Source organism: Candidatus Polarisedimenticolia bacterium (assembly GCA_035764505.1).
Classification (GTDB): domain Bacteria; phylum Acidobacteriota; class Polarisedimenticolia; order Gp22-AA2; family AA152; genus AA152.
Genome location: DASTZC010000123.1, coordinates 1 through 15,470, shown reverse-complemented (window position 1 = coordinate 15,470; position 15,470 = coordinate 1). Strand labels below are relative to the sequence as shown.

Here is a 15,470-nt window from a genome sequence, read left to right as displayed (position 1 = left end):
GATCCGCTCGGAGCGATCCTGGATCCCTCCGAGCGTCTCCATGAATCTGGCCAGCTTCTCGGGAATGTCCGCCATCGGCTTTCCGGCGGCTACTTCTCGATCGGGACCCCGACCAGGTTGCCCCATTCGGTCCAGCTGCCGTCGTAGTTCCTGACCTTGGGATAGCCGAGCAGGTAGGTCAGGACGAACCAGGTGTGGCTGCTGCGCTCACCGATGCGGCAGTAGACAATCACATCGTCATCCTTCTTGAGACCCTTCTCCTTCTCGTAAATCGCCCGCAGCTCCTCGGCGCTCTTGAAGGTGTGGTCGTCCGGATTGATGGCCCGGCCCCACGGGATGCTGGCGGCGCCCGGGATGTGGCCGCCGCGCAACGCCCCCTCGTTGGGGTAGTCGGGCATATGAAGCCGCGTGCCGGCATACTCCTCGGGGCTGCGCACATCCACCAGCGGCCGGCGCGACTGCACGTGCGACAGGACCTGCTCGCGGAAGGCGCGGATGCGCGCGTCGTCGCGCTCCGGCGCCCGGTAGGTGGTGGCGGCATACTTGGGGACTTCCTTGGTGGTCGGCCGGCCTTCCTTCTCCCACTTCAGAGAGCCGCCGTCCATCACCTTGGCGTTGGTGTGGCCGAACAGGTGGAACACCCAGAAGGCATAGCAGGCCCACCAGTTGTTCTTGTCGCCGTAGAAGACCACGGTGGTGTCGCGGGTGGCGCCGATGCGGCTCATGAGGGCTTCGAATCCGGCTCGGCCGAGATAATCGCGCCGCAGCGGATCGTTGAGATCCTTGGTCCAGTCGACCTCCACCGCTCCCGGGATGTGCCGCGCCGGGTAGAGCAGCGGGTCCTCATTCGATTCGACGATTCGGACGTTCGGGTCGTTACTGTGCTGCGCCACCCAGTCGGTGGACACGAGCACGTCCGGTCTGAAATAGCCTCGATCCTTGATATCGGTCATCGTCCCGTCCTCCTTGCATGAACACGGAGCGTGTGCCGCCGACCGGCGCTCAGCGCATCCGCATGTGAATCTCGCTGCCGTTCTTCTCGAATCTCACCTCGTCCATCAGCCGGTTGATCAGGTAGATGCCGCGGCCGTGGGTCGCGAACAGCTCCTCGCCGTCGACGGGCGTCGGAATGCGCTGCGGGTCGAAGCCGGGGCCCGGGTCCCTCACCACGATCAGCAATCCGCGATCCTCGTCGCAGCTGACGCAGAACTGGATCTTCTGGGAGGGATCTCCCTTCGCCCCGTGGATGATGGCGTTCGCCAGCGCTTCGCGCAGGGCTGTCTCGACCTCGAACTCGCGTCCGGCGGCGCAGCCGATCTTGCGCGCGATCGCCATGACGCCCTCGACGACCGGCGTGATCTCGCCGACGTCGGCCCGGATGGTGCTCTCGAATTGCAGGATGAGGGCTTTCGAGTCGAGCCCGCAGGCGGGCTCCGGCCCTTCGGCGCGCATGCGATCCTCCTGGAAGAAAAAAGATGAAGGATTCTAGTGCACAACGCGGCGGGCCGCAAGACTCTCCGGCGGGCGCGGCGAATCGGGACTGTGTTATGGTGCCGCCCATTCGGGAGAGCGCAGCGTGTGGATTGACCTGCTCGCCGGACGCTGTCCGTATTGCCGGCGGGGGCGCGTGTTCCGGGGCTGGATCGCCATGAACGAGACCTGCCCCGGCTGCGGCACCCGGTTCGAGAAGGAGCCGGGCTACTTCGTGGGCGCCATGTACTTCAGCTATTTCCTGGCGGTGCCCACCTTTGCAGGCCTCGTCCTCCTCTTCGCCAGGCTTCTCGCTGGAAAGCCTCAGAGCTGGACCTTCGCGGCCGCCCTGGCCGTCTTCGTCCCGATGGGGCCGCTGTTCTTCCGTGCCTCGAGGCTGATGTGGCTCTACTTCGACGCCTTTCTGCAGAAACGCCGGGGCTGACGGGAACCTTTCCGGCGTCCCGAGCGTATCCAGGCCTGTCTGTAAATCCCAATCGACGGAGGAACCCTTGAATCCGAGACGACTTCTCCTGACCCTCTCCGCCGCGGCGCTCGTCGCGTCGGGGCTGCAGGCCGCTCCGGGGGCCGCCGGAACCGCCCCCGCGGCCAAAGCGCCTGCCAAGCCCGCGGCGCCCGCCGCCGTGAAGCCGGCCGCGCCCGCCTGGATCGCCCGCAGCAACGAGTATTCGCAGATGCCGCTCAAGGTCATCGCTCGCTTCAACCCGGAAGGAGCCGCGCGGGCCGGCGTCGAGGGGCTCGACGCGGAGGTCATCGATCTGAAGCCGAAGCTGACCGAGCGCTTCCGCGCCGCCATCGAGGAGGTCAAGAAGACCCTCGAGTCGGAGATGAAGGCGGAAAAGGATCCGGCGGTGCGGCAGGATCTGCAGATCCTGATCGACAGCGCCGACGACGCCGCGAAGGGGATCGAGCTCGCCCAGAAGTACACCCTCCCCTACATCAGCGCGACGCAAATCGCCTACCAGGGGATCCGCGGGCTGCTGGACGACCAGATCGATCCGAGCCGCTATCCCGCGGCGCTCGTGCGTCTCAAGAAGTATGCCGGACTGGAGCCGGGGACCACCCCGCTGACCCAGCTGGCGATGGATCGCACGCGCGAGCGACTCTCCGTCCCCGGGCTGCAAGGCCCCATCAAGGCGGAGATGGAGCGCGACTTCGGCGACGACGAGACCTACGTCAAGGAGATTGGCGAGCTGTTCGCCAAGTACAAGGTTGCCGGCTACGAGGAGCCCTACGCCCGGTTGAAGCAGCAGCTGACGGACTACGACGCGTTCCTGCACAAGGAGGTGTTGCCCCGCTCGCGCGAGGACTTCCGGCAGCCCCAGGAGCTGTACGCCTTCTCCCTCAAGCAATACGGCAACGACATGCCGGTGGAGGAGATGGTCTCGCGCGCCAAGGTGGCCTACATGGAGATCCGCAACGAGATGCGGGCCCTGGCGCCGCTGGTGGCGAAGCAGGAGAACATCGCGGGCACCGATTACATCGACGTCCTGCAGACGCTGAAGAAGAAGCAGCTGGTGGGCGAGGCGATCCTGCCGCACTACAAGGACCGCATCAAGCAGCTGGAGGAGATTGTTCGCAAGGAAAAGACCGTGACCCTGCCCGAGCGCGAGATGCGCATCCGCATCGCCAGCGAGGCGGAGGCGGCCGCGATCCCGGCGCCCAACATGCGGCCTCCCAGGCTGCTGGGAAACACCGGCGAGATGGGAGAGTTCATTCTGCCACTCAACATCCCCTCCAAGGACGGCAAGCTGTCGTTCGACGATTTCACCTACGAGGCCGCCTCCTGGACTTTGACCGTTCACGAAGGTCGGCCGGGACACGAGCTGCAGTTCGCCTCGATGATCGAGAAAGGGGTGTCGATCCCGCGCATGCTGTTCGCCTTCAACAGCGTCAACGTGGAGGGCTGGGCGCTGTACATGGAGGCCGAGATGAAGCCCTACATGCCGCTCGCCGGACAGCTCGTCTCCCTGCAGAACCGGCTGCTGCGGGCCGCGCGCGCCTTCCTCGACCCGGAGCTGCAGCTGGGCAGGATCCAGCCCGAGGACGCCATGCGCATTCTGACCAAGGAGGTCGGAGAGTCGGAGGCGATGGCGACGCAGGAGGTGCAGCGCTACACCTTCCGCTCTCCCGGCCAGGCCCCCTCCTACTTCGTCGGCTATTCCCGGCTGATGGAGGTGCGCGAGGATGTCGAGCGGGCGCTCGGCGGCCGTCTCGACGTGCAGAAGTACCACGATTTCATCCTGTCCCAGGGCCTGGTTCCCCCCAAGCTCCTGCGGCAGGCGCTGCTGGAGGATTTCGTTCCGGCCCAGAAGAAGGCGATCGCCGCAGCGGCAGCCGCCGCCGGAGCGAGTGCCGCCTCCTCGAAGTAGTGGCGCCTTATCGGGTTTGGCAGGGACACCCTTGCACGCGGCGGCCGGAGAACGGCCGCGCGTGACCGGCACTTCATCTCGGCCGCTTCGGCAGAGGTGCATGAAAAGCTCGCAGACTGCTATCATTTGGCTGTGTCATTCCAGCTCAGCTCATGAGGAGGGGGAGTCTGCCGATGGATAGGAGACTGTGGAGTGTCGTTCTGGCGGTGTTGCTCGCCGCCACGCTCGGGCAGACCTTCGGCGTCCCGACCCAGGTCGCGCCGGCAGCCAAGGGAGCTGCGGCCGCCAAGGGGATGCTGGAGGTTACCTACTACTACCTGCCCGGCTGAATGGTCTGCGCCAAGCTGAAACCCGCCGTGAGCGGTCTCGAGCAGGAATTCCCGGGGAAGGTGAAGGCGGCGAACGTCGATGCCTCGACGGAACCGGCGAAGAAAGCGATCCAGGAGCTGGGATTCAAGACCCACGGGCTAGTCATCCGCGACGCCCACGGCAAGGCGGTCTTCAAGCAGCCGGACCACACGGTGAACCTGGATGAGGCGCGTAGCGCGCTCGAGAATTTGATCAAGACAAAGTGAGCAGAGGCACCCTTTCACGCGGCGGCTGAAGAGCGGCCGCGCGTGAAGGGCCGACACTTGATCTGGGGGAAGCTGAAAGGGCCGGGTTGCCCCGGCCCTGCTTGGTTCGTTCACGTTCATCGCGGGCGCCCGCGTGACTAGAGGGTCGCCGCGTCTCCATCATCCGTTTCCTTGTCATCCGCGCCTTCAGAATCGTGGCAGTCAACCTCGTGGTGACCGCCCTCATGCACGTGGGTGCATCCCCAGCCGCCGCTCCCGTCCGGATCGCCCGTGGCATACTCGGCGGCGCTCTGGATCTTACGCAGCACCGAGCGTGCGGTGGAGAGCGGCATCGTCACGTGCACCTCGTCCCCACGATCGTTCACGTCGATGACCACCCTGCCGTCCTCAATCCTGATCCGCACGTGCTCGTCGCGGCCCTCGACCTCAACCAGCGTGCAGTCGGGGAGCCTGGAGATCTCCTGCAGCGCCGCCTCGACCACCGGCAGGTGCCGCTTCGCTTCCAGGGGCATGTGCCGGCCAATCTCACGCGCCGGGATAAAGGCCAACGCGGCGGGAACGATCGCCCCCGGCACCATCAGGTGGATGTGATCCCCACCATCCCGATGCTCGTCCACCGAGACCCGGATCATCCCCTGGCTGAGGACGAAGCTGCCGGCCAGAATCGTCGCCACGCCCGCGGCGGCCAGCATCCCTCCGGGAAGGGAGATCCCGCGCTCGTTGCCCAGAAGCTTTCGCATGGCGGCCTCGCTATTCCGACTCGTTGCGCGAGTCGACCCAGATCCGGACCTTGCTGTCCTTGTCGTCCACGGTCACCAGGACGCCGTCACCATGCTCGCCGAGCGCGCGGATTCCCGCCGCCAGATCGATCTCGTCCTTGGATCCCGACAGCATGGCATCGACCACCGCGAAGGGGATCTTGGCATCCACCCGGGTGCCGCCCGATTTCCCTTCGCGGACCTTGGCCAGCAGGTAGCCGCCCTGCTTCGCCACCTGAACCTGGTCCTTCGAGCCTTCCACCGTGACGAAGTTCCCGTCCTTGGTGTCGCGCAGCGCCACCAGGATTTTTCGCAGGTCGATGTCCTTGACGGGGGAATCGCCGCCATCCATCTCGATGCGCACCTTCCCATTATGGAAGTTGTCCACATCAATGGCGGGAAGGACCGCCTCGGCCAGGGAGAGCGGAATGTTCACATGGACCCTTTCCCCATCCTCGCCGGTCCCGTCTTCAACCCTGACGTGCAGCCACTTGTCGCTCGTCGATTTGGACCCGGATTTCGCCGACGCGGCGCAAGCCACGCCGATCGCCAGGGCCAGGATTCCCGCCACTGCCAGCGCTCGCTTCATGGGATGACCCCCCTTGTGGATTAGTCCGTTCTGGGGCTAGGTACGGAGAGCGGCCGGTGGAAGTTCCTGAAGCAGGGAGGAATTTGCTATCTTTCGGCCCCCGAAGCTCCGGCCCCTTGAACGGGCGGCCCGGAATCCCTGGGGGGAGCCCGCTTGATTTCTGCTGATTTCGACGGCTTTCGTCCCGCTCCCTACCTTCCCGGCAGGCACCTTCAGACGATCGTGCCGGCCTTCTTCCCTCCTTCCTGGCCCCCAAGGGAAAGCGAGACCTTGCAGGTGGAGGCGGCGCCTGGAAATCGCCTGCTGCTGCGGGTGGATCGTCCGGCGGCGCCCCGCGGGACCCTCGTCCTGGTCCATGGTCTGGGAGGCTCCGCCGATTCGGGCTACATGCGGCGCACCGCGTCGCTGGCCCTCTCACGGGGCTGGATCACCGTCCGCGTCAACCTGAGGAACTGCGGAGGGACCGAGGCACTCGCGCGGACGCTCTACAACGCCGGGCAATCGGACGATGCCGGAAGCGTCCTGGAATCGCTGGCTGAGGCGGGGTTTGCCCGACCCTTTACGATCGTGGGATTCTCCCTGGGGGGCAACCTGGTCCTCCGTTACGCCGGGATGGCCGGCGGGCGCTGCCACGCCGCGGCGATCGCCGCCGTCAACCCCCCGGTCGATCTGGAAGCCAGCGTGCGCAGCCTGGAGCGCTGGAACAACGCCGTCTATCACGGCTATTTCACCTGGCGCCTGTGCAGCCTCCTGCGGCGCATCCGCCGGGTCCGGATAGTTCCCGGGCCGGCCGCCGACCCTTTGCGAATCCGATCGGTCCGGCGTTTCGACGAGCTGTTCACCGCTCCCGATGCCGGCTATGCATCGGCCGATGACTACTACCGGCACGCCAGCGCCGCCCCGTTTCTCGAAACGATCGCCGTTCCGACCCTGATTCTCTCCTCCCGGGACGATCCCTTCGTCCCCGCCGAGATCTTCCGATCGGCGCGCGAAGCGTGTCCCCGTCTGACCCTGGTGCAGCCGGGCCGCGGGGGCCATGTCGGTTACTGGCAAGCCCATCCGCCCCGCTTCTGGGCCGGCTGGGCGGTGCTCGAGTATCTGGAGGAGGTGCTTGGGTGGTCCGAAAGACCCGCCGGAGGAAACCCGGATGCAATCTCCCGCGTATTCTAAGGAGAAAATGGCCGGGTTCGGTGTGCCTCGAAACGCCTTAGTTCCGGCCGCATAGAGACTTAGCGTCAGAAATACCGCCGGAGGGGCTCCCCCGCCTGATGGAAGCTTCTTTTCTGCGCCTGGCCCGATGGGTGCCAGGAGCCGGCTTGTCCCGGGACCCACACTCAAATCGGGCATTTTCCCTCTAGGAGCATTCCTGTGCGCCCAACTCTCCCGCTGCGGGTCGCCGCGCTTGCGCTGGCTCTGGCCTGCACTCCTCTCACCTTTCCGACGTCGCTCCCGGCCGCGCCGCCCGATCCCCCCGACGGCTTCTACCGTTATCCCACCATCGGCGGGGGAACGGTAGTGTTCGCGTCGGAAGGAGATCTCTGGAAGGTGCCGGTGGCGGGGGGGACGGCGATGCGGCTGACCGCCTATGAGGGAGAGGAGAAGTTCCCGCGCCTGTCCCCCGACGGCGCCTGGATCGCATTTACCGCCCAGTACGAGGGTAACGACGACGTCTACGTGATGCCGGTTTCCGGCGGCGAGCCGCGCCGCCTCACCTTCCATCCGATGCCCGACCAGGCGCTGGGATGGACGCGGGACGGCAAGATCCTCTTCCGCAGCCGGCGCGACACCCCGCACAACGACTTCCGCGTCTACAGCATCCCGCCCGAAGGAGGCATTCCGTCGCTGGTGCCCCTCGAGCCGGCCGCCTGGATCAGCTACGAGCCGAACGGCAAGCGGATTGCCACGCAGAAGATCGGCCTCGAGTTCCACAACTGGAAGCGCTACAAGGGGGGCGAGGCGGAGCAGATCTATGTCGGGACGCTGGAGCCGCTCTCCTTCACCGAGGTAACCCAATACGAAGGCAAGGACGCTTTCCCGATGTGGGCCGACGACGGCCGCATCTATTTCGTCACCGATCGCTGGGGCCGGCCGAACCTCGCTTCGATGAAGCCCGACGGCGGCGACGTCAAGCGCCTCACCGACTTCGAGGATTACGACGTCCGCTGGCCCTCGATGGGAGACGGGAAGATCGTCTACCAGCACAAGATGGATCTCTGGAGCTTCGACCTGGCCTCCGGAAAGAATCAGCAGATCCCGGTGCAGCTGCCGACCGATCGCCTGCAGATCCGCGAGCGTTTCGTCGACCCGATGGAGACGCTGACCTCGTGGGGCCTTTCCAAAGACGGCGAGCGGATCGTCCTGGAGACTCGCGGCGACCTCTTCGTGACGCGCACCCACAAGAAGGGGCTGATCCGGCGGATCACCGAGGACAGCGCCGACCGCACCAAGTTCCCCTCCTTCTCCCCCGACGGCAAGACGATCGCCGCCTGGACCGAGGTGGACGGGGAGGAGCAGCTGATGCTGCACTCCGCCGACAACAGCGCGCCGCCGCGCCAGATCGGCAAGGTCGAGCCGGGCTGGCACTTCCCGCCCATCTGGTCTCCCGACGGCAAGAAGCTCGCCTGGGGCGACGAGAAGTACCGGCTGATGGTGACCGAGGTCCCCGGCGGCGACACCGTCGTGGCGGATCACGCGTTGAACGAGATCAACACCTACGAGTGGTCGCCGGACAGCCGCTACCTGGCCTATGACGCCGCCCTGGAGAACCAGTTCAACGAGGTGAGGATCTGGGACTCCCGGGAGAAGAAGGTCCATCCCATCAGCGATCCGATGTTCAACTCCTACTCCCCCACCTGGGACCCGGAGGGGAAGCTCCTGTACTACCTGAGCGACCGCTTCATCAACCCGTACCTGGATCGGTTCGAGGCGCGCTTCATCGTGCAGAAGTCGACCCTGCCGGTGGCGGTGGCGCTCACCGCCGACGGCAAGCTCCCCTTCGCTCCGCGCAGCGACATCGACGCGAAGAGCGACGAGAAGAAAGACGAGGAAGGCGAAGACAAGGAAGGGAAGGACGACGACAAGAAGGACGACAAGAACGGCAAGAAGGAGAAGGAAGACAAGAAGAAGGACGCCGAGAAGGAAAAGAAGGTCGAGCCGATCAAGATCGACTTCGACGGGCTCGCCGATCGCATCGTCCTGGTGCCCGCCGAGCCGGGGACCTATTTCGGGCTCAAGGCGGTCAAGGGAAAGCTCCACTTCCTCGGCTTCGAGAACACCGGGATGAAGCCCCCTTCCGGCGATGACGACGAGCAGGAAGGGCGCGGCACGCTGCACACCTACGACATCGAGAAGGAAAAGCTCTTCCGCATCGCCGGCGGGGTGCGCGGCTACGACGTCTCGGGGGACGGCAAGGTGCTGGTCTACCGCACCTCCGGCGGCTTCTTCCGGGTGGAGGCCGGTGCCACCAGCGCGCCGAAGGGTGACGATGCGGAGGACGACAAGGTCGCATTGGGAGGATGGAGCATCCGCATCGACCCGCGTCAGGAATGGAAGCAGATGCTGCACGAAGCCTGGCGGCTGCAGCGCGATTTCTTCTACGACCCCAAGATGCACGGCGTCGACTGGAACGGCGTCTGGAAGCAGTACGGGCCGCTCGCCGATCGCATGGGATCGCGTGATGACCTGGAGGACCTGCTGGGAGAGATCCTCGGCGAGCTGAGCGTCGGGCATGCCTACCACTCCCCGGGCGACCTGCGCCGCGGCAAGACGGTGGGAACGGGGCTGCTGGCGGCCGATCTCGACTACGACGCCGGCAGCGGCTTCTGGAAGATCCGGAAGATCTACCGCGGCAACTATCCCCTGGTCGAGACCTCCTCCCCTCTCGCCCGTCCCGACCTCAAGGTGGAGCCGGGAATGTGGCTGGTGGCGGTGGACGGCAAGGCGCTGACCAAGGGCGAGGACTACCTGCGGCGCTTCGCGGGGCGCGCCGGCCGGGAAGTGGAGCTGTCGATCAACGACAAGCCCTCCCTGGAAGGGGCGCGGCGCATCGTCGTGAAGCCGGTGGGCAACGACACGCCCATCCGCTACGCCACCTGGGTGCGGGAGAAGCGCGAATACGTCGACAAGGCCAGCGGCGGCAAGATCGGCTACCTGCACCTGTACGACATGGGAGGCAACGGATTGCAGCAGTTCTCCCGCGACTTCCCGCCGCAGTGGAAGAAGCAGGGCTTCATCATCGACGACCGCTGGAACCACGGAGGCTTCGTGGCACCGATGATCGTCGCCCATCTCGACCGCAAGCTCTTCTCGATCGGCGGGACGCGCTACGGCAACATCGGCACCTATCCGGATCGCGCCTCGAACCGCTACATGGCCGTCCTGATCAACCGCCAGGGCGGCAGTGATTGCGAGACGCTGGCCCAGGAGTTCAAGGACTTCAACCTGGGGCCGGTCATCGGCACGCGCACCTGGGGCGGTTGGATCGGCATCCGCGGCGACAAGGTGTTCCGCGACGGCGGCGTCACCACCCAGCCGGAGTTCGGGGGCTGGGACCCCGCCGGGCGCGTCTGGCAGATCGAAGGTCACGGCGTGGATCCCGACGTGGTGCTGGACCTGGGGCCGGACGGATTGATTCACGACAAGGACGCGCAGCTCGACTACGCCATCAAGGACCTCATGGGCAAGATCGCCAAGGATCCGCACACTCTGTCGGCGCCTCCGTCCATCGTCCCACGTCCCCTCGTGCCCACAAAGTGACGCCGGAGCAGGCCTGCGGGCCTATTAAGATGTAGGGCCGCCGGACTACGTTTTGGTGATCTGCTTGATCGCTCGGGAGTCGGGAATCTAGGTTTCCCGGGAGGAGTGAAGTCCATCTCCTCGACGGGAGACCCCATGACCAAGAAGATCGCAGCCGGAATCGTTTTTGCCGCCGTGGCGCTGATCGCCTTCAACTACGTGTCCACGGGCGAGATCACCCTGATTCCGACGACACCGCTGTCGGCGGAAGCGCGCCAGCTGGGCCAGCTCCACGACCGCTTCGTGGCGGCGACCCATCACCTCAATCAGGCGGAGAAGGCGGCGGGCGCCACCGGATTGGACACCAGCTCCGACGCGCAGGCGGCCCTGGCCGAGCTCGATTCGATCGAGCATGATCTGAAGGAGCTGAAAGGAAAGACGATCGCCAGCGAGGAGATCGTGAAGATCGATCAGATTCTCGCCGACATCGCCAAGATCCGCGGCCACTGATCCCGGGTCATTACTTTCCCGATCGAACCCTCCCCGCCGCGCCGGCAGTCAAGCTGCCGGCGCGGCGTTTTTTCGTCCTTTTGACCACGCGTACCGTCGGAGTGGGCGCGGGAAACTTTCCCCCAGCCGCCTCCGTACCTTTCATGGGGGAGCGGTGAGGGACCGGAGGTCGGTTGTGCGACTTCCGGCCACAGCGTAGAGTGACACGGCCATGAACCACTCCCTGCAGCCCGGAAGCTCGCTTTCCCACTATCGCGTGATCTCACCGCTCGGCGCCGGCGGCATGGGCGAGGTCTACGTCGCCCAGGACACCTCCCTCGAGCGGGCGGTGGCCCTCAAGATCCTTCCTCCAGAGCTGATGAAGAGCGAGGAGCGGGTCCGGCGCTTCATCCAGGAGGCCAAGTCGGCCTCCTCCCTCAGCCATCCGCACATCGTCACCATCTACGAGATCGGCAAATCCGAGGTGCGGGGAAGCGACGCGGGCGACGCCATGGCGGCCCCGGGGCCGGGGATCCACTTCATCGCCATGGAGCTGATCAGCGGCGAGACGCTGAAGCAGAAGATCCACCAGGAGAAGACCGACCTCAAGGCGCTGCTGCGCTATCTGGCGCAATCCGCCGACGGCTTGGCCAAGGCGCACGCCGCCGGCATCGTGCACCGCGACCTCAAGCCCGAGAACATCATGATCTCGCGCGACGGCTACGCCAAAGTCCTCGATTTCGGTCTGGCGAAGCTCACGGAGCGGCGCGAGACCGGGGGCGATCCGAACAACGCGCTGACCGCGACGCGCGAGCAGACGCGCGACGGGGCGGTGATGGGGACGGTCGCCTACATGTCTCCGGAGCAGGTGCAGGCCCGTCCCGTGGACCACCGCTCCGACATCTTCTCGTTCGGCGCCATTCTCTACGAGGCTGCCACGCGGTCGAAGCCGTTCCTGGCCGATTCCGACGTCGAGGTGATGCACAAGATCCTGCGCGACACGCCGGCGCCGATCGAGCAGAAGAACCCCGAGGTTCCCTCCGAGCTGCGCCGCCTGATCCGCCGATGCATGGCGAAGTCGCCCGACCAGCGGCTGCAGTCGATGAAGGACCTGGCGATCGAGCTGAGCGAAATCGCTGACGAGTACGATACGCTGTCGCGCGCCTCGGCCACGCACGCCTCCGGCTCTTCCGTCTCGTCACCCGCGCTGGATGCCGCCGCCCGCAAGACTCCCACCGCGCGCCTGGCCCTGATCGCCGCGCTGGTGATCGGGGCGGCCGGTGTAGGCTTTGGCATCTACAGCTGGATGCAAGGTCGCGGAGGAGTTCGCACCGCCAGTCACGCCGACACCATGCAGATGACCCGCCTCTTCGGCTCTGACGCGCTGCGCAATGCAACCATCTCCCCCGACGGAAAATATGTGGCCAGCGTGCACTACGATCAGGCCGGCTTCGGCGTCTGGATACGGCAGGTGGCCACCGGCAGCGACGTGGAAGTGGTGAAGCCCCTGCCCACGCCGTTTCCCGGGATCACCTTCTCCCCGGACGGCAACTTCATCTACTACGTGAACCAGGAGACCTCGGGCCCCGGGTATTCGATTCTCTACCAGGTTCCGGCGCTGGGAGGGATGGCCCGCAAGCTCCTGTTCGACATCGACTCGGGGGTCAGCTTCTCCCCCGACGGCCGCCGCCTCGCCTTCATCCGCGGCTATCCCCAGACCCGGGAGAACGTCCTGCTCGTCGCCAACTCCGACGGCACCGGCGAGCGGCGCGTGGCCTCGCGCAAGTCTCCCGACGGCTTCCCCACCCAAATCGCCCCTTCGTGGTCGGCCGACGGGAAGTGGATCGCCCTGGTGGACGGAGCCGTAACGGGAGGAGTCCAGCAGGTACCGGTCCTCGTCAATCCCGACACGGGGAAAACGGAGCCCCTGGGAGACAGGCAGTGGGGCTTCATTTCCGCCCTCACCTGGGTGCGCGACGGCAGCGGCGTTCTTCTTTCCGGCATGGAGAACTCCGCGCGTGGAACGCCGCAGGTCTGGTTCCTCCCCTATCCCCGGGGAAACCCGCGCCGCGTCACTCAGGATCTGAACCGCTATTTCGACGTAAGCACCACCGCCGATTCGCGCTCCGCCCTCACGGTGCAGCGCGGCGGACAGTCGGACATCTACGTCGCGCCCCTCGACCCGGCGGCGGAGGTGAAACAGCTCACTCACGGGGCGGGCACCGAGGATGCCATCGGCGCCGTCGCGGCGCTGGGCAACGACCGGATCCTTTTCACCTACCTCAAGGACGCCGCGGTCCTCCTGGGAGTGCTGGGAGCGGATTCCCGGCGCACGCAAATCTCGCCCGATGCAACGGTCGACCTCTTTCCGATCACCTCGCGCGACGGCAAAGTGATCGCTTTCCAGGTGGTGCCGGAGACAAAACCGCCGAGCGTCTGGAGGATGGATGCCGATGGCGGGAACCGGAGACAGGTGACGGAGGGCAAGGGAGAGCGGCCTCTGGCGATTTCACCGGACGGCAGTTGGCTGGTCTACATGAGCTCCGCCGAGAAGGGGCTGTTCAGGATTCCCACCGCGGGAGGAAAACCGGAAAAGATCGGCGACGAGGTGCTCGCGGAGGCCGACATATCGCCCGACGGGAAGCGCGTGGCTTTCGCCGCGTTCCTTGCTGAGGACGGGCTGCTGCGGCGCAAGATCGCCGTGGTTCCCGCGCAGGGGGGGGACCGGCTGGCGGCGCTGCCCTATCTCGAAGGGGGCCAGATCCGGTTCGCGCCCGGTGGGAACGCCGTGACCATCAACATCCCCCGGGCGGGAGTCGACAACATCTGGCTCAAGCCGCTTGACGGCAGCCCGCCGAAGCAACTCACCCGCTTCACCGACGGGAACATCTTTTCCTACGACTGGACGCCCGACGGCAAGAGCCTGGTCCTGTCGCGCGGCAAGGTCACCAGCGACGTCATCCTGCTGAGCGATTTTCACTGAGACCTGGGCGCGGCCGGGGCTCGAGGGAAGCGCTCCGGCTACTGCCGCATCTTCTCTTCCAACTCCTGCAGCCAGCCGAAGATGATGACCGTGTGGGTGGGGTCCTGCTCACCCTGCGACGGGCGCTTGATGACGAGGAGCCGCTTGCCATCCGGATGCACGGCGTAGACCGGCTTCGCGGGATCGCTTCTCAGATCGCCGTGATAGACCAGGCGCGGCGTCCCGATCGCCAGCGCCCCTCGCGAGTCCTTCACCGCCGCCTCCATCAGACGGTCCTCACCCACTTCCACGTAATAGATGGCCCGACCGTCATGCGCCCAGCGTGGCTGTCCGCCTCCCTCCATCGACACTTCCCATCGCGGACCGGGACCGGGGAAAGAAGTCACGAAGACCTGGTCATGGCCGGGGCTGCGGCTGTAGTAGACGAAATAGCGCCCGTTGGGAGAAATCTGCGCCGCCCCGTCGTAGCCGGGAGATTCCACCAGGGGTCGGACCTCTCCACCCTCCTCGAGGGAAAGGACCCCCACGTCATACCCCCCATGATCGGCGTAGTACTCAACCAGGAGGAACTTCCCGTCTCGCACCCATGCGGTGGGCCTGAGAGCCGTCATCAAGGAAGGAATTTCCCGCTCCGCGACGGCGCCGCTCGGGTCCGAAACTCGCACCGTGCGTTTGCCGTCGCGCGGCCTCCACGAGCGGGCGATGAGCTGTCCGTCGGGAGACCAGATCGGCGAGACGCTGCCGTCTCCATCGGTGGTGAGAGGCGCCATGGAGCCGCGCTGCATGTCGCGCACCCAGACCGCGACACCGTTGGGGCTGCGCGCCGCCATCGCCATGCGGCTGCCGTCGGGCGACAGCTCGAAGGTGAGAACCCGCATCTCCACGCCGAAGGCGGGGGTCTCATGCCCCGCCAGGTCGACCCACGTGAACTCCGTGCGTTGCGCGCGATCCAACACCTGGGATTCGCGGTAGACGAGCGTCCCGGACGCCGACAGGGAATACTGCGCGCTCCCGTCGCCGGTCTCCTGATCGCCGGTGTTCGCGAGCACCCCCTCCAGGACCGGCCGCGCCGGCCCGGTGATTTCGAGCTTTGCCGTATCGAACGGCGCGGCGAACAGCGTGTTCTCCCGCAGGAAGAGGATCCGGCCGCCCGGCGCGTACTGGGGGTAGGAGCCTCCATGGATCACGACCTTGCGGGCCCCGTCGTTCGTCGATGCCACCTCGATGTCGGCGTCGTCGTAATCCTGCCCCGTCCTCTGGGTCATGAACAGAACCGCGTCTCCGCCCGGGAGGCAGCTCGGCCATCGGTGCGAGCGCTCATCCGAGCCGGCCGCCAGCTGCGTGAGGGGCTCCGGATTTTCCCCATCGGCGGAGACTTTGAACAGGCCCGTGTCGAAGCCGCTCGCGAAAATGATGACGTTCCGGTCGCTCCAGCAGGCCCCCCGCCCCCCCTCAGCCTTCAATTCCGCGATCCGCACC

The 15,470-nt window shown here is 66.0% G+C and carries 13 protein-coding genes; 8 read left to right on the top strand and 5 right to left on the bottom strand.

Going from position 1 to position 15,470, the window contains the following annotated elements; translation table 11 throughout:
- Window positions 1–89: 89 nt before the first annotated feature.
- On the bottom strand, window positions 90–953 hold the full coding sequence (locus VFW45_08710; protein HEU5180861.1) for a sulfurtransferase: 864 nt from the start codon (window positions 951–953) through the stop codon (window positions 90–92).
- A 49-nt stretch (window positions 954–1,002) separates the two neighbouring features.
- Window positions 1,003–1,452: an ATP-binding protein gene (locus VFW45_08705; GenBank protein HEU5180860.1), complete on the bottom strand. Its 450-nt coding sequence runs from the start codon at window positions 1,450–1,452 to the stop codon at window positions 1,003–1,005.
- A 124-nt stretch (window positions 1,453–1,576) separates the two neighbouring features.
- On the opposite strand from VFW45_08705, the gene VFW45_08700 reads away from it, so the two are divergent.
- The 4 genes from VFW45_08700 to VFW45_08685 all read left to right on the top strand — a co-directional run bounded on the left by VFW45_08700 (window position 1,577) and on the right by VFW45_08685 (window position 4,438).
- Entirely contained in the window at window positions 1,577–1,915 is a 339-nt protein-coding gene (locus VFW45_08700; GenBank protein HEU5180859.1) for a DUF983 domain-containing protein, read from the top strand.
- 67 nt (window positions 1,916–1,982) lie between these two features.
- The gene (locus VFW45_08695; GenBank protein HEU5180858.1) at window positions 1,983–3,863 is read left to right on the top strand and encodes a DUF885 domain-containing protein; all 1,881 of its coding nucleotides are present in this window, start codon (window positions 1,983–1,985) and stop codon (window positions 3,861–3,863) included.
- Between the two features lie 173 nt (window positions 3,864–4,036).
- Complete coding sequence (locus VFW45_08690; protein ID HEU5180857.1) at window positions 4,037–4,192, top strand: hypothetical protein; 156 nt, start codon at window positions 4,037–4,039, stop codon at window positions 4,190–4,192.
- Between the two features lie 27 nt (window positions 4,193–4,219).
- Entirely contained in the window at window positions 4,220–4,438 is a 219-nt protein-coding gene (locus VFW45_08685; protein HEU5180856.1) for a hypothetical protein, read from the top strand.
- Window positions 4,439–4,575: 137 nt separating this feature from the next.
- On the opposite strand, the gene VFW45_08680 is transcribed toward VFW45_08685, so the two are convergent.
- Window positions 4,576–5,178: a hypothetical protein gene (locus VFW45_08680; protein ID HEU5180855.1), complete on the bottom strand. Its 603-nt coding sequence runs from the start codon at window positions 5,176–5,178 to the stop codon at window positions 4,576–4,578.
- 10 nt (window positions 5,179–5,188) lie between these two features.
- Window positions 5,189–5,785 (bottom strand): hypothetical protein, encoded by a 597-nt coding sequence (locus tag VFW45_08675; protein HEU5180854.1) that lies wholly within the window; start codon window positions 5,783–5,785, stop codon window positions 5,189–5,191.
- Between the two features lie 153 nt (window positions 5,786–5,938).
- On the opposite strand from VFW45_08675, the gene VFW45_08670 reads away from it, so the two are divergent.
- The 4 genes from VFW45_08670 to VFW45_08655 all read left to right on the top strand — a co-directional run bounded on the left by VFW45_08670 (window position 5,939) and on the right by VFW45_08655 (window position 13,991).
- Window positions 5,939–6,955 carry an alpha/beta fold hydrolase gene (locus tag VFW45_08670; GenBank protein HEU5180853.1) on the top strand — a complete coding sequence of 339 codons (1,017 nt, stop codon included), beginning with the start codon at window positions 5,939–5,941 and terminating at the stop codon, window positions 6,953–6,955.
- 198 nt (window positions 6,956–7,153) lie between these two features.
- Window positions 7,154–10,540 (top strand): PDZ domain-containing protein, encoded by a 3,387-nt coding sequence (locus VFW45_08665; GenBank protein ID HEU5180852.1) that lies wholly within the window; start codon window positions 7,154–7,156, stop codon window positions 10,538–10,540.
- A 135-nt stretch (window positions 10,541–10,675) separates the two neighbouring features.
- Window positions 10,676–11,029, top strand: a complete 354-nt coding sequence (locus tag VFW45_08660; protein HEU5180851.1) for a hypothetical protein — start codon at window positions 10,676–10,678, stop codon at window positions 11,027–11,029.
- 211 nt (window positions 11,030–11,240) lie between these two features.
- Window positions 11,241–13,991: a protein kinase gene (locus tag VFW45_08655; protein ID HEU5180850.1), complete on the top strand. Its 2,751-nt coding sequence runs from the start codon at window positions 11,241–11,243 to the stop codon at window positions 13,989–13,991.
- 38 nt (window positions 13,992–14,029) lie between these two features.
- Here the strand turns inward: VFW45_08655 and VFW45_08650 are convergent.
- A partial coding sequence (locus tag VFW45_08650; protein HEU5180849.1) for a hypothetical protein occupies window positions 14,030–15,470 on the bottom strand: 1,441 nt, incomplete at its 5' end.

Excerpts from the sequence above, each read along its gene's own strand:
- VFW45_08680 (HEU5180855.1), bottom strand. The coding sequence starts at position 5,178 with ATGCGAAAGCTTCTGGGCAACGAGCGCGGGATCTCCCTTCCCGGAGGG.
- VFW45_08710 (HEU5180861.1), bottom strand. The coding sequence starts at position 953 with ATGACCGATATCAAGGATCGAGGCTATTTCAGACCGGACGTGCTCGTG.
- VFW45_08690 (HEU5180857.1), top strand. The coding sequence starts at position 4,037 with ATGGATAGGAGACTGTGGAGTGTCGTTCTGGCGGTGTTGCTCGCCGCC.
- VFW45_08705 (HEU5180860.1), bottom strand. The coding sequence starts at position 1,452 with ATGCGCGCCGAAGGGCCGGAGCCCGCCTGCGGGCTCGACTCGAAAGCC.
- VFW45_08655 (HEU5180850.1), top strand. The coding sequence starts at position 11,241 with ATGAACCACTCCCTGCAGCCCGGAAGCTCGCTTTCCCACTATCGCGTG.
- VFW45_08675 (HEU5180854.1), bottom strand. The coding sequence starts at position 5,785 with ATGAAGCGAGCGCTGGCAGTGGCGGGAATCCTGGCCCTGGCGATCGGC.
- VFW45_08660 (HEU5180851.1), top strand. The coding sequence starts at position 10,676 with ATGACCAAGAAGATCGCAGCCGGAATCGTTTTTGCCGCCGTGGCGCTG.